Source organism: Arthrobacter sp. BGA-UO-ETr-C19 (genome assembly GCF_059568005.1).
On the sequence record NZ_JCAQPC010000018.1, the window covers coordinates 186,233 to 211,577 of the forward strand.

At 66.8% G+C, this 25,345-nt stretch carries 17 protein-coding genes; 10 read left to right on the forward strand and 7 right to left on the reverse strand.

The features are described from left to right. Nucleotides 1-82 precede the first annotated feature (82 nt). On the reverse strand, nucleotides 83-2,188 hold the full coding sequence (locus AC57BR_RS10860) for a DNA gyrase/topoisomerase IV subunit B (protein WP_496360361.1): 2,106 nt from the start codon (nucleotides 2,186-2,188) through the stop codon (nucleotides 83-85). Between the two features lie 225 nt (nucleotides 2,189-2,413). On the opposite strand from AC57BR_RS10860, the gene AC57BR_RS10865 reads away from it, so the two are divergent. Next, the gene (locus tag AC57BR_RS10865; protein ID WP_306922368.1) at nucleotides 2,414-2,635 is read left to right on the forward strand and encodes a DUF7455 domain-containing protein; all 222 of its coding nucleotides are present in this window, start codon (nucleotides 2,414-2,416) and stop codon (nucleotides 2,633-2,635) included. A gap of 105 nt (nucleotides 2,636-2,740) precedes the next feature. After that, nucleotides 2,741-4,339 carry an HNH endonuclease gene (locus AC57BR_RS10870; RefSeq protein ID WP_496360363.1) on the forward strand — a complete coding sequence of 533 codons (1,599 nt, stop codon included), beginning with the start codon at nucleotides 2,741-2,743 and terminating at the stop codon, nucleotides 4,337-4,339. 367 nt (nucleotides 4,340-4,706) lie between these two features. Here the strand turns inward: AC57BR_RS10870 and AC57BR_RS10875 are convergent, their stop codons facing one another. From AC57BR_RS10875 to AC57BR_RS10890, 4 genes are all read right to left on the reverse strand, one after another. Continuing rightward, complete coding sequence (locus AC57BR_RS10875; RefSeq protein ID WP_496360365.1) at nucleotides 4,707-5,978, reverse strand: RNA polymerase sigma factor; 1,272 nt, start codon at nucleotides 5,976-5,978, stop codon at nucleotides 4,707-4,709. Nucleotides 5,979-6,292: 314 nt separating this feature from the next. Then, nucleotides 6,293-8,050 carry a DUF4192 family protein gene (locus AC57BR_RS10880; protein WP_496360367.1) on the reverse strand — a complete coding sequence of 586 codons (1,758 nt, stop codon included), beginning with the start codon at nucleotides 8,048-8,050 and terminating at the stop codon, nucleotides 6,293-6,295. Between the two features lie 142 nt (nucleotides 8,051-8,192). Then, a complete protein-coding gene (locus tag AC57BR_RS10885; protein WP_496360369.1) occupies nucleotides 8,193-9,533 on the reverse strand; it encodes an MFS transporter in 1,341 nt (446 codons plus the stop codon). 92 nt (nucleotides 9,534-9,625) lie between these two features. Further along, nucleotides 9,626-10,564 carry a proteasome assembly chaperone family protein gene (locus tag AC57BR_RS10890; protein WP_496360371.1) on the reverse strand — a complete coding sequence of 313 codons (939 nt, stop codon included), beginning with the start codon at nucleotides 10,562-10,564 and terminating at the stop codon, nucleotides 9,626-9,628. 261 nt (nucleotides 10,565-10,825) lie between these two features. Here AC57BR_RS10890 and AC57BR_RS10895 point away from each other — a divergent pair, with 261 nt between their 5' ends. The 5 genes from AC57BR_RS10895 (at nucleotide 10,826) to AC57BR_RS10915 (ending at nucleotide 16,970) form a co-directional block, all read left to right on the forward strand. Continuing rightward, on the forward strand, nucleotides 10,826-12,343 hold the full coding sequence (locus tag AC57BR_RS10895) for a leucyl aminopeptidase (protein WP_496360373.1): 1,518 nt from the start codon (nucleotides 10,826-10,828) through the stop codon (nucleotides 12,341-12,343). A gap of 242 nt (nucleotides 12,344-12,585) precedes the next feature. Beyond that, a complete protein-coding gene (gene lpdA, locus AC57BR_RS10900; RefSeq protein ID WP_496360375.1) occupies nucleotides 12,586-13,968 on the forward strand; it encodes a dihydrolipoyl dehydrogenase in 1,383 nt (460 codons plus the stop codon). 116 nt (nucleotides 13,969-14,084) lie between these two features. Further along, nucleotides 14,085-15,863, forward strand: coding sequence for a 2-oxoglutarate dehydrogenase, E2 component, dihydrolipoamide succinyltransferase (sucB, locus tag AC57BR_RS10905; RefSeq protein WP_496360377.1), 1,779 nt, complete (start codon nucleotides 14,085-14,087; stop codon nucleotides 15,861-15,863). Nucleotides 15,864-16,048: 185 nt separating this feature from the next. Then, nucleotides 16,049-16,402, forward strand: a complete 354-nt coding sequence (locus AC57BR_RS10910) for a hypothetical protein (protein ID WP_496360379.1) — start codon at nucleotides 16,049-16,051, stop codon at nucleotides 16,400-16,402. Nucleotides 16,403-16,541: 139 nt separating this feature from the next. Next, entirely contained in the window at nucleotides 16,542-16,970 is a 429-nt protein-coding gene (locus AC57BR_RS10915; protein ID WP_496360381.1) for an OsmC family protein, read from the forward strand. Nucleotides 16,971-17,104: 134 nt separating this feature from the next. Here AC57BR_RS10915 and AC57BR_RS10920 read toward each other — a convergent pair whose 3' ends face one another. Beyond that, complete coding sequence (locus tag AC57BR_RS10920) at nucleotides 17,105-20,665, reverse strand: S41 family peptidase (RefSeq protein WP_496360383.1); 3,561 nt, start codon at nucleotides 20,663-20,665, stop codon at nucleotides 17,105-17,107. A gap of 73 nt (nucleotides 20,666-20,738) precedes the next feature. On the opposite strand from AC57BR_RS10920, the gene AC57BR_RS10925 reads away from it, so the two are divergent. After that, a complete protein-coding gene (locus AC57BR_RS10925; protein ID WP_496360553.1) occupies nucleotides 20,739-21,632 on the forward strand; it encodes a TIGR01777 family oxidoreductase in 894 nt (297 codons plus the stop codon). A gap of 4 nt (nucleotides 21,633-21,636) precedes the next feature. On the opposite strand, the gene AC57BR_RS10930 is transcribed toward AC57BR_RS10925, so the two are convergent. After that, complete coding sequence (locus tag AC57BR_RS10930) at nucleotides 21,637-23,376, reverse strand: protein kinase domain-containing protein (RefSeq protein ID WP_496360385.1); 1,740 nt, start codon at nucleotides 23,374-23,376, stop codon at nucleotides 21,637-21,639. Between the two features lie 240 nt (nucleotides 23,377-23,616). Between AC57BR_RS10930 and lipB the strand changes: the two genes are divergently transcribed. After that, on the forward strand, nucleotides 23,617-24,285 hold the full coding sequence (gene lipB / locus AC57BR_RS10935; RefSeq protein ID WP_496360387.1) for a lipoyl(octanoyl) transferase LipB: 669 nt from the start codon (nucleotides 23,617-23,619) through the stop codon (nucleotides 24,283-24,285). Beyond that, nucleotides 24,282-25,289 (forward strand): lipoyl synthase, encoded by a 1,008-nt coding sequence (lipA, locus tag AC57BR_RS10940; protein ID WP_496360389.1) that lies wholly within the window; start codon nucleotides 24,282-24,284, stop codon nucleotides 25,287-25,289. The genes lipB and lipA overlap by 4 nt, the downstream gene beginning before the upstream one ends. The last annotated feature ends 56 nt before the right edge of the window (nucleotides 25,290-25,345 follow it).

Sequence of the window (25,345 nt, forward strand, 5' to 3'; positions counted from 1 at the left end):
CGTCGATGCGTTCGGCGTCGGCCCTTAGGCGTCGATGCGTTCGGCGTCGGCCCTTAGGCGTCGATGCGTTCGGCGTCGGCCCTTAGGCGTCGATGCGTTCGCGGTCCAGGCTGGAGGCACCGGCGATGATGAAGTCCTTGCGCGGCGCGACGTCCGATCCCATCAGCAGGTCGAACGTGGCTTCCGCCTGCTGGGCGTTCTCGATGTTCACCTTGCGGAGCATGCGGTGCCGGGGGTCCATGGTGGTCTCGGCCAGCTGCTCAGCGTCCATCTCACCCAGGCCCTTGTAGCGCTGAATGGGTTCCTTGTACTTCCTGCCTTCGGCTGCGAGCTTCGCCAGCAGGGCGTGCAGCTCGGCCTCGGAGTACGTGTAGATCATCTCGTTGGCCTTCTGGCCGGGGTTGATGACTTCCACCCGGTGCAGCGGCGGCACGGCAGCGAAGACCCGGCCTTCCTCCACCATCGGCCGCATGTAGCGGAAGAAGAGGGTGAGCAGCAGCGTACGGATGTGGGCGCCGTCGACGTCGGCGTCGGTCATGAGGATGACCTTCCCGTAGCGGGCGGCCTCGATCGCGAAGCTGCGTCCGGAGCCGGCGCCGACCACCTGGATGAGGGCCGCGCACTCGGCGTTCGAGAGCATGTCGCCCACGGAGGCCTTCTGGACGTTGAGAATCTTGCCGCGGATCGGCAGCAAAGCCTGGAAGTCGGAGGAGCGCGCCAGCTTCGCCGTGCCGAGGGCCGAGTCGCCCTCCACGATGAACAGTTCGGAGCGGGCGACGTCGTCGGTGCGGCAGTCAGCGAGCTTGGTGGGCATGGAGGACGACTCGAGCGCGGTCTTGCGGCGCTGCGTCTCCTTGTGGACGCGCGCCGAGATGCGCGACTTCATCTCGCTGACGATTTTTTCCAGCAGCAACGCAGACTGTGCCTTGTCATTGCGGTTGGAGGAGTTGAGCTTTGCCGCTATCTCCTTCTCCACCACCCGGGCCACGATGGCCTTGACGGCTGAGGTGCCGAGGATTTCCTTCGTCTGGCCCTCGAACTGCGGTTCGGCGAGGCGCACTGTCAGGACGGCGGTGAGCCCGGCGAAGATGTCGTCTTTCTCGATCTTGTCGTTGCCGGCCTTGAGCTTCCGGGCGTTGGCTTCCACGGTCTTCCGGAACGTCTTCACCAGGGCTTGCTCGAAACCGGCCTGGTGGGTGCCGCCCTTCGGGGTGGCGATTATGTTCACGAAGCTGCGGACAGTGGTGTCGTAGCCGATCCCCCAGCGCAGTGCGACGTCCACTTCGCAGTCGCGTTCCACTTCGGCCATCTTGCTGTGACCCTTGTCATCCAGCACAGGGACGGTTTCCTTGAACTTCCCGGCGCCGTGCAGGCGCCAGACATCCGTGACCCCGGAATCTGCGGCGAGGAAATCCACGAACTCCGAGATCCCGCCGTCGTGGTGGAACACTTCCTCGTGCGCCCCCAGCTCACCGGGCGTGCCGGGGAGCTTGCGCTCATCGCGGACGGTGATTTTCAGGCCAGGGACCAGGAAGGACGTCTGACGGGCCCGTGCGGTGAGTTCCTCATAGGAGAACCGGGCATCCGGCGTAAAGATCTGGGTGTCTGCCCAGTAGCGGATGCGTGTTCCGGTGACGCCGCGTTTGGCCTTGCCGACGACGTCGAGGACGGAGTCCTCGACGAACGGCGCGAATGTGGCGGTCGGGTTGGGGCGGCCGTTGTCGTTGAAGCGGCCGGGCTCGCCCCGCCGGAAGGACATCCTGTATGTCTTGCCGCCCCGGTCAACCTCGGCGTCGAGCCGTGCCGAGAGCGCGTTGACCACGGACGCGCCGACGCCGTGCAGGCCGCCGGAGGCGGTGTAGGAGCCGCCGCCAAACTTGCCGCCCGCGTGCAGCTTGGTGAAGACCACCTCGACGCCGGTGAGTCCAGTCTTTGGTTCCACGTCGACGGGAATGCCGCGGCCGTCGTCGTGGATCTCCACGGAGTTGTCCGCGTGCAGGATGATCTTGATGTCGTGGCCAAAGCCAGCCAGCGCCTCGTCGACGGAGTTGTCGATGATTTCCCAGAGGCAGTGCATAAGGCCGCGGGAGTCCGTGGATCCGATGTACATGCCGGGGCGTTTGCGCACGGCCTCCAGCCCCTCCAGCACCGAAAGGTGGCGGGCGGTGTAATCAGAACTCGGTGCCACAGGTAGTGAACTCCTTTGAGGAACAGGCCGGATCGGCGTTAAAAGGCTCCCCCTAGCCTAGTCCCGCCGCCGCCAAATGCCTGACTGCCACTCCCGACACGGGCCCCCGCTCACGGCGTTCGTTACCCACACGTGATACGCGGACAGCGAAAGTGACCCATCCTTGCCATGGTTTGCCAGCGAATGCTGGTTATATAGATGTACAGATCTACTAAGGAGGCCGACATGACAACAGCAGTTGCCGACCGCACACTCACCGCAGCTGACCGGTGTGACCGTTGTGGAGCGCAGGCATACGTCCGGGTTGTACTCGAGTCCTCCGGTGGTGAGCTGCTCTTCTGCGCCCACCATTCACGCGCCGTCGAAGCGACCCTCAGGCCGCTTAGCTCCGATTGGCACGATGAGACGAACCGGCTGCACGAAAAGGCACCGGTTCCGGTCGACTAGACAACCAGACTCAAAGCCAGGATCCCCGCGCGGGGGTCCTGGCTTTTTCTTTCCCGCCTGTTCCCGCGGCGCTAAATTGTCAGTCCCCCTTGCCAGACTGTGTCTATGGATGGAGTTAGGGAATCGGAGCTGGCTTTGGTGGCGGCGCCGCGCGCCGGCGTTCTGCACGCTGCCGGGGTTCCTGACAGGTTTCCGGATGCCGATGACCCCAACTTCGTGGACGCCGACGACGTCTTGCCGGACGCCCCTTTCCCCGACGCCCTGCTTACCGACGATGAGTTCCCGGAGGACCCGTTTCCCGAGGCCCTGTTTGCCGACGTCCTGTTCGCCGACGCCGCCGCCACGAGCACTGAGGCGCGCGGGCACGGTACGACGCGGCCGGCTTTGGAGGACCGGGTCGCGGCGGCAACCGCCCTTCTGACGGCCGACCTCAGCGCCGACGATGCCGGACTGATCGACCAGACGCACGCCTTCGAGAACGTCAAAAACATGCTGGCCGGGCAGCAGGCCAGGCTTGCCGTCACCTTCGAGGCACGGCACCGCCAGGACCACGACAACCGGGCAACCCTCACCGCAGAGAACCTCGGCAAAGACCGGACCAAGGAGCACAGCCTGGGCGTGGCCGAGCAGATCGCCCTGGCCCGGGGCGAGTCCCCCAACCGCGGCGGCCGGCTGCTCGGCACAGCGAAAGCCCTGGTGCAGATGCCCCACACCCTGGCCGCCCTGGACACCGGACAGCTCAACGAAGAGCGCGCCACGCACATCGTGAAAGAGACCGCCTGCCTGAGTCCGGCCGACCGGACCGCGGTAGATGAGGAACTCGCCGCCGACACCGGAACCTTCACCGGCGCCGGGACCCGGAGCGTGATCGCCGCAGCCCGGGCCGCCGCAACCCGCAGGGACCCACGCTCCGTGACCCAGCGGGCGAGCCACGCCGCGTCCGAACGGACCGTCAGCCTGCGCCCGGCCCCGGACTGCATGACCTACCTGACGGCGCTGCTGCCCGTCCAACAGGGCGTTGCCGTTTACGCGGCCCTGACCCGGCAGGCCGATACCCTCCACGGCGCCGGAGACCCGCGCTCCCGCGACCAGATCAAGGCCGACACCCTCGTCGAATGGACCACCGGCACACCCGGCGGCATCACCGGCATCGAGATCAACCTCGTCATGACCGACCACACCCTCCTCCAAGGCGACACCGAACCCGCCCGGATCCCCGGCTACGGCACCGTCCCCGCAGACTATGCCCGGAACCTGCTAACGCAGGGGCAGGTAGAAGGAGGCCAGGGGCTCAAAATCTGGTTCCGGCGGCTCTACACCGCCCCCGGAACCGGCGACCTCGTCGCCATGGACTCCCGACGGCGCCTCTTCCCCGCACCACTGCGCCGCTTCATCCAAATCCGCGACGACACCTGCCGCACCCCCTACTGCGACGCCCCCATCCGCCACCACGACCACATCACCCCCTGGCACAACGCCGGAACCACCTCCTTGAGCAACGGCGCCGGCCTCTGCGAAGCATGCAACCACACCAAAGAACTCCCCGGCTGGAAAGCAAAGCCCAGACCCGGCCCCAGGCACACCATCGAGCTCACCACCCCAACAGGCCACACCTACCGATCCACTGCGCCTCCACCGCCAGGAACCGCTCTATCGGGGGCAGGGAGCCGTGGAATCAGTCACCCTGGATCCAGCGATCCTTGAAACCGTCTCACCGGAACGGCCCGCGCATGTCGCCCGAGCCGAGTGATCCCTGGCGGGGGCCTTAGCGGGTGTTGCGGAAAGCCGACTTAGGCCATGGCTTGCGTCTCGGGTACGGATGCCCGCCCGTGCCCGATAGGCACATGCCTGCGGGCAGCTTCGCCGCGTCCGTGTCCAGCCGTGACGGGCCTGCGGTGTCCGCGGCGGAAATCTTCGGATGCCGCCACGCAGTGTGGGCATCCAAACGTCCACGCGCACTTGGTTTGATGTCGTAGCGGTACGACAAAGGCCAGGCCTTCCGCCGATTTCCGGCGGAAGGCCTGGCCTTTGTTCGCGTCTACCAGTCCAGTAGTTACTGGTCCGGTGTTTCCTAGTCCAGGTAGTCCCGCAGCACCTGTGACCGGGACGGGTGGCGGAGCTTGGACATGGTCTTGGATTCAATCTGACGGATGCGCTCACGGGTAACGCCGTAGACCTTGCCGATTTCGTCTAAAGTCTTCGGCTGGCCATCCGTGAGGCCGAACCGCATGGCAACGACGCCCGCTTCGCGCTCGGACAGGGTGTCCAGCACGGAGTGCAGCTGTTCCTGCAGCAGGGTGAAGCTCACAGCATCGGCCGGAACGACCGCTTCGGAGTCCTCGATGAGGTCACCGAATTCGGAGTCGCCGTCCTCGCCAAGCGGTGTGTGGAGCGAAATGGGCTCGCGACCGTACTTCTGGACTTCGACGACCTTCTCGGGGGTCATGTCGAGCTCAAGCGCCAGCTCTTCGGGCGTGGGTTCGCGGCCCAGGTCCTGCAGCATCTGGCGCTGGACACGGGCCAGCTTGTTGATGACTTCCACCATGTGCACCGGGATACGGATGGTGCGGGCCTGGTCCGCCATTGCACGCGTGATGGCCTGGCGGATCCACCAGGTGGCGTACGTGGAGAACTTGAAGCCCTTCGTGTAGTCGAACTTCTCGACGGCACGGATGAGGCCGAGGTTGCCTTCCTGGATGAGGTCCAGGAACAGCATGCCGCGACCGGTGTAGCGCTTGGCCAGCGACACCACGAGGCGGAGGTTGGCCTCGAGCAGGTGGTTCTTGGCGCGCTTGCCGTCATGGATGATGAACTCAAGCTCGCGCTTGTACTTCGGATCCATGGAGCCGTCGTCGGCGGCGATCTTCTCTTCCGCGAACAGGCCGGCCTCGATGCGGAGCGCGAGGTCAACTTCCTGTTCGGCGTTGAGGAGGGCTACCTTGCCGATCTGCTTCAGGTAGTCCTTGACGGGGTCGGCGGTAGCGCCGGCAGACATGACCTGCTGAACAGGTGCGTCGTCGTCGTCGGCGTCAGAGTAAACGAAGCCCGAACCGGTAGGAGCTGCGGCTTCCTTGCCGGCCTCGTCGGGTTCATCGACCAGATCTGCGGTGTCGGGCTGCGCGTCGTCGAGGTCCTCCTCGACTTCCACGTCGGCGTCATCGGTTGAGCGGCTTCCGGCAGCTTCGGCTGCAGCCTTTGCTCCGGGTTTGGGTCCGCGCTTCTTGGGCTCGGGCTTCCCAGCGGCACGGGTGGCGGCACGCTTGGCGCTGGATGCCGCCGGCTTCTCCTCGGCAGTTTCAACGGCCAGGGCGGCGGGTTCCTTCTTCGCGGAAGACGGGGTCACAGAAAACCTTTCTAGCGGCGGTCTGTGGAGTCACCTTCGGGCAACACCACTATGACCCTGTCAAGTCCGTGATTGACATCAGATGCAACCGACCGACAGGGCCACTAAGTAGAACTGCCGGGGCGGCCGCAATGTTCCCGAATGGGAACACTGCAAGCATTGATTCACGGACCCAACCGGGTCTCGGCCTCCATTGTCTCATGATTTTCCACGCCAGGGGCCGACCGGACCGTAATATGCTCCAGCCTGGTATCCGGACTCAGCCCGGCCCGTGCCCCAGGCGGGGTCATCCCAGGCGGCGTCTGACCCGAACTCTAGGCGGCGTCTGATCCGAATTTCTGCCAAGCGGCCTCCCGTCGCCCTGCCCAGCCGCAGATTGTTCCGCGCCGGACCACCTCGGACAGCAGCTCGGCCAGCCGGTATCCCGGGCTGACCTCCAGGGCCCGGCTCAATGATGCGTGCGCGAAGGAACCCCTCCCCCGGCACCACTCGATCCAGCCGGTGGCCGTTAGCGCCGCAGCCTTCGCCTCACCCCCGCCACACGACGACAACTCCGCCATCAGGCCCTCCAGGCGTTTCATAGCGTCCCAGTCCGGCACCGGCGGACTCAGGCCCAACAGGACTTCGCCATAGCCGGGCAGGGCATCCGGGCCACAGCTGGAAGCGGGCGGCTGGACAGGACGGCCCGTGGCCATTCCCCGGTCTGGACGTTCTGATCCGGGCGCCTGCTCTGATCGGGGCGTTGGCTCTGATCCCGGCGCCTGTTCTGATCCGTGCGCCTGCTCTGATCCGTGCGCCTGCTCTGATCCGTGCGCCTGCTCTGATCCGTGCGCCTGCTCTGATCCGTGCGCCTGCTCTGATCCGTGCGCCTGCTCTGATCCGTGCGCCTGCTCTGATCCGTGCGCCTGCTCTGATCCCGGCGCCTGCTCTGATCCGTGCGCCTGCTCTGATCCGTGCGCCTGCTCTGATCCCGGCGCCTGCTCTGATCCCGGCGCCTGCTCTGATCCCGGCGCCTGCTCTGATCCCGGCGCCTGTTCTGTTCCGGAGACCGGGTCGGTTCCGGGTACCGAGGATGCCACCCGGCCGTCGGTTGCCGGGCTAGGCAACCCGCTCCGGGACAGCCGCGCCGCCGGCAGCGGCGGGCAGGACACGCGGAGTCCGGTCCCTGCAGAGAAGATGCCGAAGGCTTCGGCTCCGGACGCCGCCGCGGCGCGTCCCGCGGCGGCCATGACCAGGACCGCGTCGCGCCAGGCCGGAACATGCAGGGACGCGCGCAGGAACCCGGCGAGTTGCGGTTCAAGCCTGCTTCCCCGGCAGGCTGCACGTGGACCGGGCGCACGTTGACCGGCTCGCGACGGAACGGCCTCAGAACCAACGGCTTCAGGCGAAACGGCTTCCAGCGCAGCTGCCCAGGCATCGAGGACCGCATCGAACTGCGCCCGATGAGTACGCTTGCCCGCCAAGGCCAGACTCCACGCGCGTTCGGCTGCCATGACGGCGGCATCGGCCGCCACCGGTGTTTCTGAGTTACCGGCAGAAGGAGCCCCGGGAGGCGCACCAACGCTGCTGCCCAGATACACCATCTCCGCATTGAGCCGGCTGTCCCGGATCTCGGCGACGGGGCGGCCCGGCGCCGGGCAGCAACTGCTGTCAGTGCAGTACAGGTTGCGCCAGTACTCGTCGCCGACGCGCCAGGCATCCCGCACCGGCATGCCAGCCAGTCCGAGCGCACATTCCAGATCGGCGAGTAAGGGCCGAAGAGACAACCCCGCTTTCCCTGTCCTGGCGCCGTCGGTAGTACCGGCGTCATTAAGACCGCCATCGGCAAAGAAGACCAGCAGCGTTCCGTCGGCTTCCTTGTCCGCCAGGAGGTACTCCGCCACCGTCCTCGCGAACGCCTCCCGGCTGCGGCGGCCACCGCCCTCCGGGAGGTCGACCCTAAGAGTCGCTCCGAGGCGCTTGCCCTGCATGGTCATGGCCACGAGGCTCTGCGACGGCCAATAGCCCAGGCTGTGCGGAACGTAGCCAAGAATGTCTTCGGGACCGCTGATAGTGAGATGCTCCGGTGTCATGGAAACAGCTTCCGACGGCCGTCACCGCCGGCGCGACAGGCAGCCTGAGCTATGTGGACAAGCCCGGCCCGGAACAGATCTGTGGAGGAACAGTGCGGAACAGGGGAACCGCCGCGGCAACACCCGCCAGCGGGTATGAAACCTAGTCGCGGGACAGGGTCTTGCGGCGGGCAATCCGTTCGCGGCGCTGCTGGGCCATTGCCTGCAGCAGCGGCGGCACCACCACTCCCTGGGCAGCCATCTGCCGGCGGACCTTGCGCCGGACCACCAGCATGGCGACGGACCCGACGCCGAGGAGCAGGAAGTGCACGCAGAGCGCGATGCGGAAGGGCTCCAGCCCATAGAGCTCCCCGCGGGAAAAGCCCGTGGAGTTGAGGATGTCCAGTACGGCACCGATGAGGTAGATGGCCATGAGCGCCGCGAAGAAGCCGCCCACGTTGACGATGCCCGTGGCGGTCCCGATCCGGTGGGCCGGGTTGAAGGTGCGGGCGAAGTCGAAGCCGATCATGGAGCCCGGGCCTCCGATGGCCAACACCACGATGAGAACCGCCAGCAGCCACAGAGGTGAGCGGCCGGGGTACAGCAGCACGGCCGCCCAGGCTGCCGCGGTGGCACCGACAAGGAGGAGGACCATGGTGGAGCGCCGGAGGGGGTGCCGTGCAACAAAGCGCCCGATCAGCGGCCCGGCTCCGATGGCACCGGCCACGTACAGGGACATGAGCGACGCGACGGTGCCGGCATTGAGACCCTGCGCCGAAATCAGGAACGGGTAGCCCCAGGTCATTGCGAACACCGTGCCGCTGAACTGGATGGTGAAGTGGCTCCACATCCCCAGCCGCGTCCCCGGCTGCTTCCACGCGCGCGACAGGGACACACCGGTAGCGCGCAGCCCCTTGGCCGCCTCCTGCCTGGGCGTGCCGGGCGGCACGTCCTGCAGCATCAGGACCACCAGCACGACGGCGACTCCGGAGAATCCGGCCAACGCAAGGAACGCCGGGGTCCAGCCCGCGGCGTGCAGGATGAAGGCGAACGGCACCACGCTCAGCAACTGTCCGAGCTGTCCGGACATGCCTGTGAGCTGGGTCAGCAGCGGAACCCGGGCGGGCGCAAACCACAGTGGAATCAGCCGGATGACGGAGATGAAGGTCATGGCATCGCCGGCCCCCACGAGCACGCGGCCCAGCACTCCGGCCGGGACGCTGTCCGCAAATGCCAGCTGCAGCTGGCCCAGCCCCATCAGCAGGGCGCCCCCGGCGATCATGGCCCTGGAACCGAACCTGTCCACCAGCACGCCCACCGGAATCTGAAGTCCCGCGTACACGAGCAGCTGCAGCACAGTGAAAAAGGAAATGGCCGAGGCGCTGGCGTGGAACCTCTCGGTGGCCTCGAGGCCGACCACACCGAACGACGTACGCTGCGTCACAGCCACGAGGTACGAGAAGATGCCAATGGACCAAATGAGCCAGGCGCGGGGTGCAGTCACCCTTTTATTATCCTCCGCGGGGGCAAAAATACTATTTATTTGCCTGGTTTTGGCCTTTCAGTGACGAGTCTTACGCCGCCCCGTGACGGGGCTTACGGGGTGGGGTTCTCCCGCGCCAGGTAGGCCTCCACAGCGGCGCCCAGCGCGTCGCCGTCGGGCAGTTCATCGTTTTCGTTGGCCAGCAGGGACCGGCGCACCGTGCCCTCCGCCTTTTCGTCATAGCGGGCCTCGAGCCGAGCCACCACCTGCTGGACTTCCTCCGACGCCTCGATCTGCTCGGCAATCTGCCGGCCAACTTCACGGCCGGACTCGCGCAGCCGGTCGGTCGGCAGCATCAGCGAGGTGGCGGCCCCCAAGTACTCCAGGCCGGCAACAGCAGCCGTGGGGTACTCCGCCTCTGCGAGGTAGTGCGGCACATGGATCACGTACCCGGCAACGTTGCGGCCGGCGTCGGTCAGGCGGAGTTCCAGGACATGCCCGACGGCGGCCGGCACTTCCACGGTCGGCTTCCAGGAGGAGATGCCTTCAATGAGCTCCGGCCGGTTGCCGTGCACGGTCACCCCGACCGGCCGGGTGTGGGGCACGGGCATGGGAATCGAGTGGATCCAGGTCACCAGGTTGACGTCCAGGGCTTCGACGATCTGCACTACGGCACGGGCGAAGCGCTCCCACTGCAGGTCCGGTTCGAAGCCGGCGAGGAACAGGAATGGCTTGCCCAGCCCGTCAACGAGCCTGTACAGGGCCAGGGTGGGCGGCTGGTAGTCCTGCAGATGGTCCTCAACAAAGGTCACATGCGGGCGCCGGGAGCGGTAGTCCATCAGCTGGTCGGCGTCGAACACGGCCACGCGTTCGGAGTCGAGTGTGTCCAGCAGCTCGTCGGTGATCTGCCGGACCACGTGGCCGGCATCGGCGAAACCGGTAAAGCCCATCACCAGGTTCAGTCCGCGGAGCTCAGGGTTATGGAACAGCCCAATGTTCTTGGCATAGAGCGCGTCGGGGTCCAGCAGCGAGCCGGAAATCCTTTCAAACACGGCGAGTTCCTTTCGTGGTCGGGGTTAATCTTCATAACACCCGGAAGAGCGGCGTCATTCCTCGGGGCGCTGTGGCACGGCTCTCAACCGGCCCGTTTCCCCTGCGCTCCCCCGCAGTTGCGGACCGAGAGACTACGATCGGAATTGGCTTCCTTGGAAGCTGGCGCCGCTGCCCTGCGTGGACGGCGGCCGGCACCCGCGAGAGGGCGCCTTGCTGCGCTCCCTGCCCGAACAATCACAGAGAATTGAGGACCGATCCTCGTGGTCAAGAATACTGAAACCAACCTTAGTGCCATTGCAAGGGACCTGAAGAAGGCGGCAAGTGACGCAGTGGTCATCGGCGTCGGACAGGGCACGGACGGCCCGTTCCTGCTGGATAACCCATTGACCGCGAAATCCGTCGAGGCCCTGACCGACTCCCTGAAGGTCCTCGGCATCACCGGCGCGCCGGACCAGGCGGTCCGCCTTCCCGGGCTTCCGGAAACGGGCTCCGGAATCCTCGTGCTGGCCGGCGTAGGCAAGGTTGACGCCGGGGGAAGGGTTTCCGGCGAGGCGCTGCGCCGCGCTGCCGGCTCCGCGGTCCGCCAGCTTGCCGGTCTGTCTTCCGTCACGCTGGCCTTCCCGACGGCGAATGTCGCCGATGTTGCCGCCATCGCCGAGGGTGCCGCGCTGGGAGCGTACTCGTTCACGGAGTTCCGTTCGTCCAAGGACGGCCTCAAGGATCCCGTGGCCGACGTCGCGATCTTCACCGAACTGGCCGGCGACAAGGACGTGGACACCGCGCTCGACCGTGCGCGCCTGCTGGCCAAGGCTGTCAACGCCACACGCTCGCTCGTGAACCAGCCGCCGAGCCACCTCTACCCCGAGTCGTTCGCCGATGCCGCAAAGGAACTGTCCAAGGGGCTGCCCGTCAAAGTCACCGTGTGGGACGAAAAGCGCCTGGAAAAGGAAGGCTTCGGCGGCATCATGGGCGTCGGCAAGGGCTCCGCCCGGCAGCCGCGCCTCGTCAAGGTGGAGTACTCCCCCGCCAAGGCCACGAGGAAAATTGCACTGGTCGGCAAGGGCATCACCTTCGACACCGGCGGCATCTCCATTAAGCCGGCACTGGGCATGGGCGACATGAAGAGCGACATGGCGGGCGCCGCCGTCGTGCTTAATACGGTGCTGGCCATCGCGGGCCTGGGACTTCCCGTCAAGGCCACCGCCTGGCTGTGCATCGCCGAGAACATGCCGTCCGGGGCCGCGTCGCGGCCCGCCGACGTGCTGACCATGTTCGGCGGCAAGACGGTTGAAGTGCTGAACACCGACGCCGAAGGCCGGCTGGTCATGGCCGACGGCATCGTCGCGGCAAGCCAGGAGTACCCGGACGCCATCATCGACGTTGCCACACTGACCGGGGCCCAGCTGATCGCCCTTGGCAACCGGACCGCCGGCATCATGGGCGCGGACAGCGTGACCGGCCCGCTGAAGGCGGCCGCAGACCGGGCCGGCGAGCTCGTGTGGCCGATGCCCCTGCCGGAAGAGCTGCGGCCCAGCCTCGACTCGCAGGTGGCGGACATCGCCAACATCGGCGAGCGTCACGGCGGCATGATGACGGCGGCCGTGTTCCTTCGCGAGTTCGTGGGCAAGGACAAGGGCGGCCAGACCATCCCGTGGGCGCACATCGACATCGCCGGCCCGTCCTTCAACAACGGAGCACCCTACGGCTACACGCCAAAGCAGGGCACCGGCTGCACGGTGCGCACGCTGGTGGCCTACGTCGAGGATCTCCTGGCCTAGACCCGCGTGCCGCGCGGCTGTGTGGCGAGCCTGATCCGCTCGCCACACAGCCGCGTGACACTCGACACAAGCGCTCCACAAAAGTACCGGCAAGGTGGAGCATGGATAAGTGGTTCGCTAAGGTGAACCACGGTAGTCACAAATGAAAGGGAAAAGGCCTGCTGGCATAATCACGGCAGAGCAATTTCCAAGACCAGATGATGCGTACTCTCGTGTCATCGTTCACGCGAGGGAGCGTCTAAGTGGCCGATCAGGCAACTGCGCAAGAATTCGACATCCTGGTACTCGGTGGTGGCAGCGGCGGGTACGCCACGGCTCTCCGGGCCGTTCAGCTTGGCTTCACCGTTGGCCTCGTGGAGAAGGGCAAGCTCGGCGGCACCTGCCTGCACAACGGCTGCATCCCCACCAAGGCGCTGCTGCACTCGGCCGAACTGGCAGACCACGCCCGTGACTCCGCCAAGTACGGCGTGAACGTGACGCTTGACAGCATCGACATCACCGCTGTCAACGCCTACAAGGACGGCATCATTGCCGGCAAGTTCAAGGGCCTGCAGGGCCTGATCAAGTCCAAGGGCATCACCGTCATCGAGGGTGAAGGCAAGCTCCAGGGCACCGACACCGTCGTCGTGAACGGCACCGCCTACAAGGGCAAGAACATCGTGCTTGCGACCGGGTCCTACTCCCGCACGCTGCCGGGCCTGGAAATCGGCGGCAAGGTCATCACGTCCGATGAAGCCCTCACCATGGACTACATCCCCAAGAGCGCGATCATCCTGGGCGGCGGCGTGATCGGCGTCGAGTTCGCTTCCGTCTGGAAGTCCTTCGGTGTTGACGTCACGATCGTTGAAGGTCTGCCCTCCCTCGTCCCGAACGAGGATGCGACGATCGTCAAGAACTTTGAGCGCGCCTTCAAGAAGCGCGGCATCAAGTTCTCCACCGGCGTCTTCTTCCAGGGCGTCGAGCAGAACGACGACGGAGTCAAGGTCACCCTTGTCGACGGCAAGACCTTCGAAGCCGACCTCCTCCTCGTGGCCGTCGGCCGCGGCCCCGTCACGGCCAACCTCGGCTACGAAGAGGCCGGCGTCACCATCGACCGCGGCTTCGTCATCACCAACGAGCGTCTGCACACCGGCGTGGGCAACATCTACGCGGTCGGCGACATCGTCCCCGGCGTGCAGCTGGCGCACCGCGGCTATCAGCAGGGCATCTTCGTCGCCGAAGAAATTGCCGGCCTCAAGCCCGTAATCGTCGAAGACGTCAACATCCCCAAGGTCACTTACTCCGAGCCGGAAATTGCGACGGTCGGCTACACCGAAAAGGGCGCCAAGGCCAAGTTCGGCGACGACCAGGTCGAGACCCAGGAATACAACCTCGCCGGCAACGGCAAGAGCTCCATCCTGGGCACCAGCGGCATCGTCAAGCTGGTCCGCCAGAAGGACGGCCCCGTCGTCGGCGTCCACATGATCGGCGCCCGTATGGGTGAGCAGATCGGCGAAGCCCAGCTGATCGTGAACTGGGAAGCATACCCCGAGGACGTGGCCCAGCTGGTCCACGCCCACCCGACCCAGAACGAATCCCTGGGCGAGGCGCATCTGGCGCTGGCGGGCAAGCCCCTCCACGGCTAATTCGTTCCGCAGGACAACAAGGGCCTGGTGCACCGGCTCGAACAGCAGGGTGCACCAGGCTCGAACAATGCAGCAATTCATCCGCACTTTAGATCAATAAGGAGAACGGGGACGACATGTCTGAATCCGTTAACTTGCCCGCCCTCGGTGAGAGCGTCACCGAAGGAACTGTCACCCGCTGGCTCAAGCAGGTAGGTGACCGGGTAGAGGTGGACGAACCGCTGCTCGAGGTTTCCACCGACAAAGTAGACACCGAAATCCCCTCTCCGATTGCCGGCGTCATCGAGGAAATCCTCGTCGCCGAAGACGAGACCGCTGAAGTTGGCGCCCCCCTGGTGCGCATCGGTGACGGTTCCGGCGGCGGCGCTGCCGAAGCCCCCGCAGCGGCTCCTGCCGAAGATGCACCGGCTGCAGCGCCCGCTGAAGAGGCACCCGCAGCACCTGCCGAAGAGGCACCGGCCCAGGAAGCACCTGCTGCCCAGGCAGCACCCGCTTCCTCCGGCGAAGGCCACGAGGTCACCCTGCCGGCCCTTGGCGAGAGCGTCACCGAAGGCACCGTCACCCGCTGGCTCAAGGCTGTTGGCGACTCCGTGGAAGTTGACGAGCCGCTGCTCGAGGTTTCCACCGACAAGGTCGACACCGAAATCCCGTCCCCCGTGGCCGGCACGCTGCAGGAAATCCGCGTCAACGAGGACGAGACCGCCGAGGTTGGCTCCGTCCTCGCCGTCATTGGCTCCGGGGCCGCTGCTCCTGCTGCTGCTCCCGAGCAGCCCGCCGCCCCCGCTGCGGAACAGCCCGCACCGGCAGCCGAGAAGCCCGCCCCCGCCCAGGAAGCGGCCCCCGCGCCTGCTCCCCAGGCAGCGCCGGCTCCGCAGGCTGCACCGGCACCGCAGGCCGCACCGGCACCGCAGGCCGCTCCCGCACCGCAGGCCGCCCCGGCGCCTCAGGCTGCACCCGCCGCAGGCGCCGAGTCCGGCTACGTCACGCCCCTGGTCCGCAAGCTCGCCAACCAGCACGGCGTGGACATCGCTTCCGTGTCCGGCACGGGCGTTGGCGGCCGCATCCGCAAGCAGGACGTCCTGGCGGCTGCCGAATCCAAGGCCGCTCCGGCAGCCGCAGCACAGGCAGCCCCCGCCGCCGCTTCCGCGGCCCCGTCTGCAGCAGCATCATCACTGCGCGGCACCGTGCAGAAGGCACCGCGCATCCGCCAGGTCATCGCCCGCCGCATGCGCGAATCCCTCGAGGTCTCCACCCAGCTCACGCAGGTGCACGAGGTCGACATGACCAAGATCGCCAAGCTGCGCCTCAAGGCCAAGAATTCCTTCCAGGCCCAGAACAGCGTCAAGCTGACGTTCCTGCCGTTCATTGCCAAGGCCGTGGCCGAGGCCCTCAAGCAGCACCCCAAGCTCAACGCTGCATACGACGAGGACAAGCAGGAAATCACATACCACAACGCCGAGCACCTGGCGATCGCCGTCGACACTGACAAGGGCCTGCTGGTTCCGGTCATCTCCGACGCCGGCAACCTGAACCTCGCCGGTCTGGCGGGCAAGATCGCCGACGTCGCGGGCCGCACCCGCGACGGCAAGATCGGCCCGGACGAGCTGTCCGGCGGCACGTTCAGCATTACCAACATCGGATCGGTCGGTGCCCTGTTCGACACCCCGATCATCAACCAGCCGCAGGTCGGCATCCTCGGCACCGGTGCGATCGTCAAGCGCCCCGTGGTGGTGCAGGACGAGAACGGTGACGACTCGATCGCCATCCGCTCCATGATGTACCTGTCCCTCACCTACGACCACCGTCTGGTGGACGGTGCGGACGCGGGACGCTTCCTGCAGACGCTGAAGGCCCGCCTCGAAGAAGGCGCGTTCGAAGCGGACCTGGGGCTGTAACCAGCAGTCGATAACCACGGCGGTGCGGACACCGGTGGCTTGCCACCGGAAGGCTGCACCGCCGTCGTTATTTAAGCCGTCGATATTTATGCCGTTCGCGTTGCCGCCGACGTAGGGCACGGTGTTTACCGGGGGCGCGCGTGGATTTGCTACATGACGTAGAACAGACTGGCTAAGCTGGAGCCATGACTATTCTCTTCAGCATTCTGGTGTTCCTGCACGTTGTCGGAGCCGCCATGATCGTGGGCTACTGGATCGCCACGATGAAGCAGCCCACCGTGCACCCGCGCCAGCGCGACGGAGCCTTCCTGCAGCTGCTCACTGGCATCGCCATGATGGGCCTCCTTCCGCTTCTGCCCGACGCCAACCCGAACTATGCCAAGCTGGGCATCAAGTTCGTCATCGCCGTCGTCGTTGCCGTCCTGGCCGTTATCGGAACGCGCAAGGTCAAGAATGGGCAGCCCGTCTCAACAGGCCTCGCACACGGCGTTGGCGGGCTGGCACTGATCAACATCGCCATCGCCACTCTGTGGAACTAATCCGGGAAACCGGCAGTCCGGTCATAATCCTCTGACAGCGGACAACCCGTGCACCGGAGGCACCGAATCCATAGGATTGGTAGCGGCGGGGCCCCGGCAGGTGCCGGGTCCCCGGATCGAATCAACGTTGAGGAGTGACATGGCTACAACACGCACCGCGCACACTGTATGGACCGGCAGCCTGACGGAGGGCTCAGGCAACGCGACCCTGGACAGCTCGGGCCTCGGCACGTTCGACGTCACCTGGAAGGCCCGCACCGAAGCGGCAGAAGGCAAGACCAGCCCCGAGGAACTCATCGCCGCGGCACACTCCGCCTGCTTCTCCATGGCGTTCAGCCACGAGCTGAGCCAGGCAGGTTTCACCCCCGAGGAGGTCAACACCAAGGCGGAGGTTGGCTTCCAGCCCGGCACCGGCATCACCGGCAGCCACCTGACCCTGAACGCCCGCATCCCCGGCATCTCCGAGGAGGATTTCCAGCGCATCGCGGAATCCGCCAAGAAGGGCTGCCCGGTATCCCAGGCCCTGACCGGCATCGAGATCACCCTGGACGCCACGCTGGCTTCCTGACCTTAAAGGCCCGAAGGCCCTGTTCCCCTGGTGATCCAGTCGGGAACAGGGCCTTCGGGCTTTCCGGAATGCCGCCGGCCTACGCCGGCGGCACGTCGGTGTTTACACGGCACGTCGGCGTTTACACGGGCGCCCTACGCCTGGCTGTGGCGGCGGGCCGGCAGCGGCTCGGGGCGCAGCCGGCGGTAGCCCTCGCGGGCCGGCGGGCGGTCCGTGGGGAGCTCCTGCACCATCTCCTTCAGCGCCGTTATACCGGACTCCAGCTGCGGGTCCCGCCGGGCAGCGTAGGCGTGCGGCGGGAACGTCACCTCAATGTCCGGAGCCACTCCATAGTTTTCGACGCTCCAGCCCACGCCGCCGCCAAACCAGGTGGCGTAGCGGGGCTGGGTAACGCCTGTTCCGTCGGCCAGCGTGAAGCGGTTGTCGATGCCGACGACGCCGCCCCAGGTGCGCGTGCCGATCACCGGGCCGATGCCACGCAGCTTCGAGACCTGCGTGATGATGTCGCCGTCGGAACCGGCAAATTCATCTGCGAGGATGATGACCGGACCGCGCGGCGCGTGGTGCGGATACGTCCGCGGCTTTTCGCCCCGGGGCATGCTCCAGCCCGTCACCTTCCGCCCGATCAGTTCGGCAACTAGTTGGGAGGTGTGTCCGCCGCGGTTGCGGCGCACGTCCACGATCAGGCCATCGAGCGCCGTCTCGGTGTCCAGGTCGCGGTGGAGCTGGGCCCAGCCGTTGGCCAGCATGTCCGGAATATGCAGGTAACCGAACTTGCCGTCCGATGCCTCGCGTACAGTGCGGCGGTTGGCATTCACCCAGTCCTGGTACCGCAGCCGTTCCTCATCCCTGATGGGGATGACGGCGATCCGGCGCTGGACTCCGACTGCCGGTCCGTGGCCGGCGCCGTTGCGGATGGTCAGTTCCACCGCCCGGCCGGCGGCGCCCACCAGCTGCATCGCCGGCGTCAGCGACTCCGTCAGGCGCACGCCATCAATGGCCAGCAGCACGTCCCCGGCCTTGGCGTCGGCGCCCGGCCGCGTCAGCGGCGAGGTGGCCAGCGGATCCGACGATTCGCCTGCCAGGATGCGCTCGATTTCCCAGCCCTCGCCGGTGAAGGCGAGGTCGGCACCCAGCCGGCCCTGGCCGTTGCTGCCGTTTTCCGTGGCCGCCGCCGGACGCACATATGCGTGCGATGTGCCCAGCTCGCCGTGCAGCTCCCACAGCAGGTCCACCAGGTCGTCATGGGATCCGAGCCGCCCCACGAGCGGACGGTAGCGGGCGTGGATGGAGTCCCAGTCCTGGCCGGCCATGTCCTCGGTCCAGAAGAAGTCGCGCTGCAGCCGCCACGCCTCGTCGAACGCCTGGCCCCACACGCTCAGCGGATCCATCAGGACGCGGATGCGTGTGAGGTCCACCTTGACCAGCTGGCCGGAATCCTCATCGGCCTTGGCGTCTGAAGGCACCACGCGGACCTGCTTGTCGTGGACCAGGACCACCTTCCGGCCATCACCGGACAGACGGTAGCTGTCCAGGGCGTCCACGAGGGTGATGCTCTTGCGCTTGGCCAGGTCGAAGCGGACCAAGCTCGGCGCCGCGTTCTTGTCCTCCAGGCTTGCCCTGCCCTCCCCCGTGACGCCGGCGAGGGCGCTGTCGAGCCACAGCAGGGCGCCGTCGGCGGCGGTCAGGTCCGAGTAGTTGCCCTGCGGAACCGGGACGCTGATGACCCGGTGAGCGAGGCCTTCGGCGTCCACCCGGACGGCGGCCGGTGCGGTTTGGCCCTCGGCGGACGCGTCGGACTTGGCTGCGGTGCCGTCCTGTTCGTTGGATCCGTCTGCCAGGGCCACGCTGGGGCCGAACGGTGAAGCGGTGTCCGCCGCCAGTGCCACGAGGTAGGGCTTGATCGGGCTGGGGAAGGAGAGGTCAAAGGAATGGCCGTCGTAGACCGGATCGAAACTGCGGTTGGAAAGGAAGGCAAGGAACTTGCCGTCCGGGGAGAACGACGGCGATTCGTCCCGGAAGCGCCCGTCCGTCACCTCCACGATGGCCGGTTTTTCCGGGACGCCGGCGCGGACCAGCCGCAGCCGGCTGCGGGAGCCAAAGGATGTCACCGGCTCAGACCAGGCGAGCCATGCGGAGTCCGGCGACCAGGCGAGGTCCTCAATGCTGCCCTCGCCGATGCTGGTTACCGCCGTCAGCGCGCCGTCCTGCGTGTCGGCAATGTACAGGTCGCCGAAGGCGGTTCCGATGGCGATCCAGCGTCCGTCGGGGCTGGCTTCAATGGCGCTGGCGCGTGAAGGCTTGGGGAACCGGACCGTGAGCGGGCTTGATTCGGCGGCGACAGTTCGGGTTGCCTGGCCAGCCGTTGTTCCGGTTGCTGCCTCCGCAGGGGCGAGGTCGGCCGCAGCGTCGTCGGCCACCGGGTGCGTGGCGCGGGGCCCGGTTACCCCGGCGGCAGAAACAGGCTTGGGCAGGGGCGCGGCCGGAGGGGCAGCTTCCTGCTGATCCGAGCCGGATGCGGTGTCCGGGGCAACGCTGGCAGCGCCGTTGCCCTTGGCTGTAGTCGCCGCCTTTGCTGCCCGGACTGCCCCGTCGTCTGCCGGGACCTCCGGGGCGATTTCCCTGATGAACAGGGCTTCGTCGCCGCCGTGATCTGCCACGTAGGCGATGCGGCCGTCGGGAAGAGGACGCGGCAGGCGGGCGCGGACGCCGGCCGTTGCCTCCACAACGCGGGACGGCCCGTCCTTGTGCCTTAGCCAGTGGACTGTTCCGTGGGCCTCCACGGCGCTTGCTTCCCCAGTGGTGTCCGGCCGGACGTCGCCCAGGTGCTTGCCGACCTTGAGGAGCGAGGGCCGGCGGCCCTGGGACGCCGATCCGAGCGTTATCTCCAGCCGGACAGCCTCGGAGCCAAGGTCATGCAGGAGCCAGAGCTCACCGGCCGATTCGAAGACCACGCGCTTACCGTCGGTGGAGGCGTGGCGGACGTAGAAGTCCTCGTGGTCGGTGTGGCGCCGCAGGTCCCCGCCGCCGGGCAGGACAGAGTACAGGTTGCCGTAGCCTTCGTGGTCTGAGAGGAAGGCGATGCGCCCGTCCACCCACATGGGATCGGCGAGGTTGCCGTCCAGCTCAGGCAGGAGCCGCTCAAACTCGCCGTTTCCGTCGCTGTCGATCCAGAGCTTCCCGGCCGTGCCGCCACGGTAGCGCTTCCACCAGGCCGGCTCGCGGGACAGCACGCTGCCCACCACCACCGGCTTTTCGTCCCCGAGTTCCGGGCCGAAGGCCACAGACTCGACGGGCCCGAGCGGGAGCTCCTCGGCCCAGCCGCCCTCGGTGGACAGCCGGTAGGCGTGCGTATGGCGGCTCTCGGCCTGGCGGAACGCGCTGGTGACCACGATGTCCCCGGCAGGCGTAAAGCCTTTGACCCGCGTGGTGCTGTGTCCGAAGAACGTCAGCTGGCGGTATCCCCCGCCATCGACGTCAGCGATGACCACCTCGGGAGCCGTCCCCTGCACGACCGTCCAGACCAGCTTCTTTCCGTCCGGCGTAAAGCGCGGGTTGCGTGCCGGCAGTTGGAGCGAGGAAACACGCCAGGCGCGGCCGCCGCTGAGGGGGGCAATCCAGACGTCGTCCTCGGCCACAAACGTGACCAGATCGCCGTGAACATGAGGGAACCGGAGGTAACTCGAAGAGGTCATCGTTCGATCATAGTCAACGTGACATGAGCCATCGGGGAGGTGCCCTGCCGTGCCGGGCATGGTGAGATGGATCATGCGCATCGTCATGGCCGGCGCCTCCGGGCTCATCGGAACCGCACTCTCCTCCCGCCTCACCTCCAACGGGCACGACGTCGTCAGGCTGGTGAGGCGGCCGCCGTCGTCGCCGTCGGAGATCCCCTGGGATCCCGCCAGCGGGACCCTGCACCCGGGTAGCCTCGAGGGCGCCGACGCCGTCATCAACCTTTCCGGCGCCAACATTGGCGCCAGGCCATGGACACCGCACCGGATCGACGAGCTGTTCCGGTCCCGCCTTGACCCCACGCGGACGCTGACATCGGCGATGCGCCACCTCGATTCCCCGCCCCGAACCTTCATCAGCCAGTCCGGGGCCGGCTACTACGGCGACGCCGGGCACGCCCTGCTGACCGAGGAATCCCCGGCCGGACAGGGCATCATGGCGCGCATCTGCGTCGAGTGGGAAGCGGCAGCGCATGGGGCCCCCGCCGGAGTCCGGGTTGTGACCCCGCGGACCGCGGTGGTCCTGAGCAGGTCAGGCGGGGCCATGGGCCGGCTGCTGCCCCTGCTGCGGGCAGGCATTGGCGGTCCGCTGGGCAACGGCCGGCAGTACTGGCCATGGATCACGCTCCCCGACCTCACCTCCGCCTTTGGGTTCCTCCTCACATCAGGGAATTCGGGCCCGGTGAATGTTGCGGCGCCGGAAGCCGCCGATGTCAACACCCTCGTGGCCGCGCTGGCAAGGGCCCTTCACCGCCCCGCTCTGCTGCGCGCGCCGGCACCGGCGCTTCGCCTCGTCATGGGCAAGCTGGCCGACGAACTCCTGCTCGCCAGCCAGCGGATCGAGCCGACACTGCTCAGGGACAGCGGATTCACCTGGCAGCACCCCTCGGTGGCGCTTGCCGCCGCATGGGTCGCCGGCGATAAGTAGGTGTTCAGCCCGCCGGCAGGATGTCCGCGATGCGCCAACGTCCCTCAGCCCGGACCAGGACAAGCCGCAGCCTAATGTCCTGCTGCCGCGCTCCGGTGGCCACGACGGCGCCGCCAGCCGATCGCTCCTCATAAGCCGAGGTGGATGACGTCACCGCCACCACTGCCCGCGCCGGCGTGCCTCCGGGCAGCCGGCGCACGCCGGAGAGGCTTGTGGTGAACCCGGCCAGCACTGTTCCGGATTTCTCCAGTCTGGCTCGGATCCGCCTGTCTGCGGCACGAGCCGGGGTGTTCGGAGCATTTACACCGTCGAGCAAGTCCAGCCTGCCCTCCCGCAGTGCCAGTGAACGCACCTGCGCCAGTCCGAGGACCGCCTCCACAGGATCCTTCGCCGCGAGCCGCCGCCTGACGTCATCGGGAAGGCCATCTTCCGGCAGGCCATTTTCAGGGAGGACTTCGCCTGGCAGCTCGGCACCTTGAGTGGATCCGGCGCTGCCGGCGGGAAGGACCGCTTCCGGCGCCGACTGGCCAGACTCCCGCGCCGCCCCGGGCAACCCCAGCAGCACGGCGCCGGCAACCACCGCTGCCGTGAGAACACCGCCGGCCACTGCCATTTGCCTGTCTGCGGTTCGTCTCTCCGCCCTGTGCCTTACCACGTGGGGTGTGTCCGCGGAGTGCTGCCCGCCCGCGAAGGGCCTGGGCGTCTGACTGATCGCGGTTTGCCGGCCCAAGGCCCTGACCCATCCGGTGGTCTTCAGCCGCCTTCCGCAGGCGAGCAGGCGCGTCCTCAGCCGCCTGCCCGACGGCGGGACGGGCCTGCGGGTCAGCAACTCGGGCAGGACCGTGTCATGCACAGAGCGGGACAGATCCACAGGGACTGCGGCCGCGCTGCGGTACACGGCCGTGGCAAACTCGGCGGCGGCGGGACGCTGCCGCCGGTCATCGCTGAGCCCCGCCTCCAGCGCCGCTGCCAGCTCGGCCGGCACGTCCGGAACGAGCAGGGAGAGCGGTGGCCTGGCCGCGGACGGCGGAGGGGCCTGTCCGGTGAGGCAGTACCAGCCCAAGGCGGCAGCAGCATAGACGTCACGTTCCGGCTGGAGTCCGGCCCGGACTGCATCCACCGGAGCCGGATCCGCAAAGCCGTCGGTGTACAGGTCAGGAACGCCGGACGCGTCCCCCACCAACCGGGCCAGGCCGAGGTCGGCCAGCAGCGGCTTTCCATGGGCGGTGAAGAGTATGTTGCCGGGTGCGACGTCGGAGTGGGTGAAGCCCTTGCCGTGCAGGTAGCCCAGGACCTGCGCAATCGGGGTCAGGACCGTGACCGTCTCGCCGACGCCCAGGGTGCCCCTCGCCGTAACCAGCTGCTGGAGCGACCCCCCGGCCGCGTAGTCCATCAGCAGACCAAACCTGCCCGCTCCAGCCTCATCCGTCCTGCCAGGTTCATCCAACCGGATCACGCCGTACGCCTTCACCAGGTGCTCGTGGTCCAGCGCTGACATGACCAGGAGTTCACGGCGGACATCCTCCTCCCGCGCCACGGCGAGGTGCGTATCCGCAACGCCCGGCTCAGGACTGCTTGATTCACCGCTGCCCCGCTTCCGGCCGAAGCACTTCAGGGCAAGCTTCACGCCCGTGGAGTCCTGCGAAACCAGCCACACTTCGGCACTGCCACCCCGGCCCAGGCGGCGGCACACCGAGTAGCCCGCGATGGCAGGCGCTCCCCCGGCGGAACCGTGCGTATTCACGCTGCGGTTCCCTCCGGGGCTGTGCAATCCCAAGCTTTGCGATTCCACGTTGTGGTTTTCCAAGCTGTGCCGGTCCATGGCTTAAGGAGTACCGGAAACCGGGAATCCCTGCAGAAGTTATCCACAGGCAGGCCCGTGCGCTCCGCCGTCATCGGAAACGGCGCAGAATGTGACCGGGGAGGCATGAGAGCTTGGGCACACTATCCGGCAGGACGCCGGCTGAGGTCTAAGCTGGAACGCATGACTCTTGAGTTCACAAAGCTCGGTCTTGCCCCGGATTTCGTTGATTACACCCACGCCTGGGACATCCAGCGCGAAATCCATGAAAATGTCCTGGCCGGCAAGGCCCCCAGCACGGTACTCCTCCTCGAACATGCCGCCGTCTACACGGCCGGAAAGCTGGCAGAGGATCACGAGCGGCCCTTCGACGGCACCCCCGTGGTTCCCGTGGACCGCGGCGGCAAGCTCACCTGGCACGGGCCGGGCCAGCTCATCGGATACCCGATTATCAAGCTTAAAAACAAGGCCGGCATCCGGGACTACGTTGAGCGTCTGGAGGCCGTGATCATCGCGGTGCTCGCGGATTATGGCATCAATGCGGTCCGGATAAAGGGCCGCGCAGGCGTCTGGATCGAGGAGGATGCCAAGGGCCCCGCCCGCAAGATCGCCGCTATCGGCATCAGGGTCAGCCAGGGCGTCACCATGCACGGCTTCGCCATCAACTGCAACAACGACCTCGCACCATATGGCCAGATCATCGCCTGCGGGATCACCGATGCCGGGGTGACCACCATCGCCCGGGAAACCGGCCGCGATGTTTCTCCGGCCGATCTCGTTTCGCGGATCACCGAGGAACTGCGCAACAATGAAGACGCCCTAGTTGCAACCCCCGAAGGAGCTCTCCTGTGACACTGGCACCAGAAGGCCGGAAAATGCTGCGGATCGAGCAGCGCAATGCGGCCACCCCGGTGGAACGCAAACCGGACTGGATCAAGGCCAAGGTCCAGATGGGCCCGGAATTCGTCGGCCTGAAGAACCTGGTCAAGAAGGAAGGCCTGCACACCGTCTGCGAAGAGGCCGGCTGCCCCAACATCTTCGAATGCTGGGAAGACAAGGAAGCCACCTTCCTGATCGGCGGCTCCGAATGCACCCGCCGCTGTGACTTCTGCCAGATCGACACCGGCAAACCCTCCCCCGTGGACAGGTTCGAACCCACCAAGGTGGCCCGCTCCGTCCAGGCCATGCAGCTGCGCTACGCCACCGTCACCGGCGTCGCCCGCGACGACCTCGAAGACGAAGGCGTCTGGCTCTACGCCGAAACGGTCCGCAAGATCCACGAACTGAACCCCGGCACCGGCGTCGAACTCCTGATCCCGGACTTCTCCGGCAAACCCGAACACATCGCCGCGATCTGCGACTCCAAACCAGAAGTGTTCGCCCACAACGTCGAAACCGTGCCAAGGATCTTCAAGCGCATCCGCCCCGCGTTCCGCTACGAACGCTCCCTGGACGTCATCACCCAGGGCCGGAACCTGGGCATGGTCACCAAGTCCAACCTGATCCTGGGCATGGGCGAAACCCGCGAGGAAATCTCCGAAGCCCTGAAGGACCTGCACCAGGCCGGCTGCGACCTGATCACTATCACCCAGTACCTGCGCCCCTCCGAACGCCACCTCCCCGTGGACCGCTGGGTCAAGCCGCAGGAATTCGTGGACCTCGCCACCGAAGCCGAGGAAATCGGCTTCCTCGGCGTCATGTCCGGCCCCCTGGTCCGCTCCTCCTACCGTGCCGGCCGGCTCTGGGCCACCGCGATGCGCAAAAAGGGCTGGGAAATCCCCGCCGAACTCGCCCACATCGAATCCTCCGGCACCACCCGCCAGGAAGCCAGCTCCCTGCTCGCAGCACACCACTAGCACCAGACATTTCCCACGGCCAAGGGCCGGACACCGGAACTTTCCGGCGTCCGGCC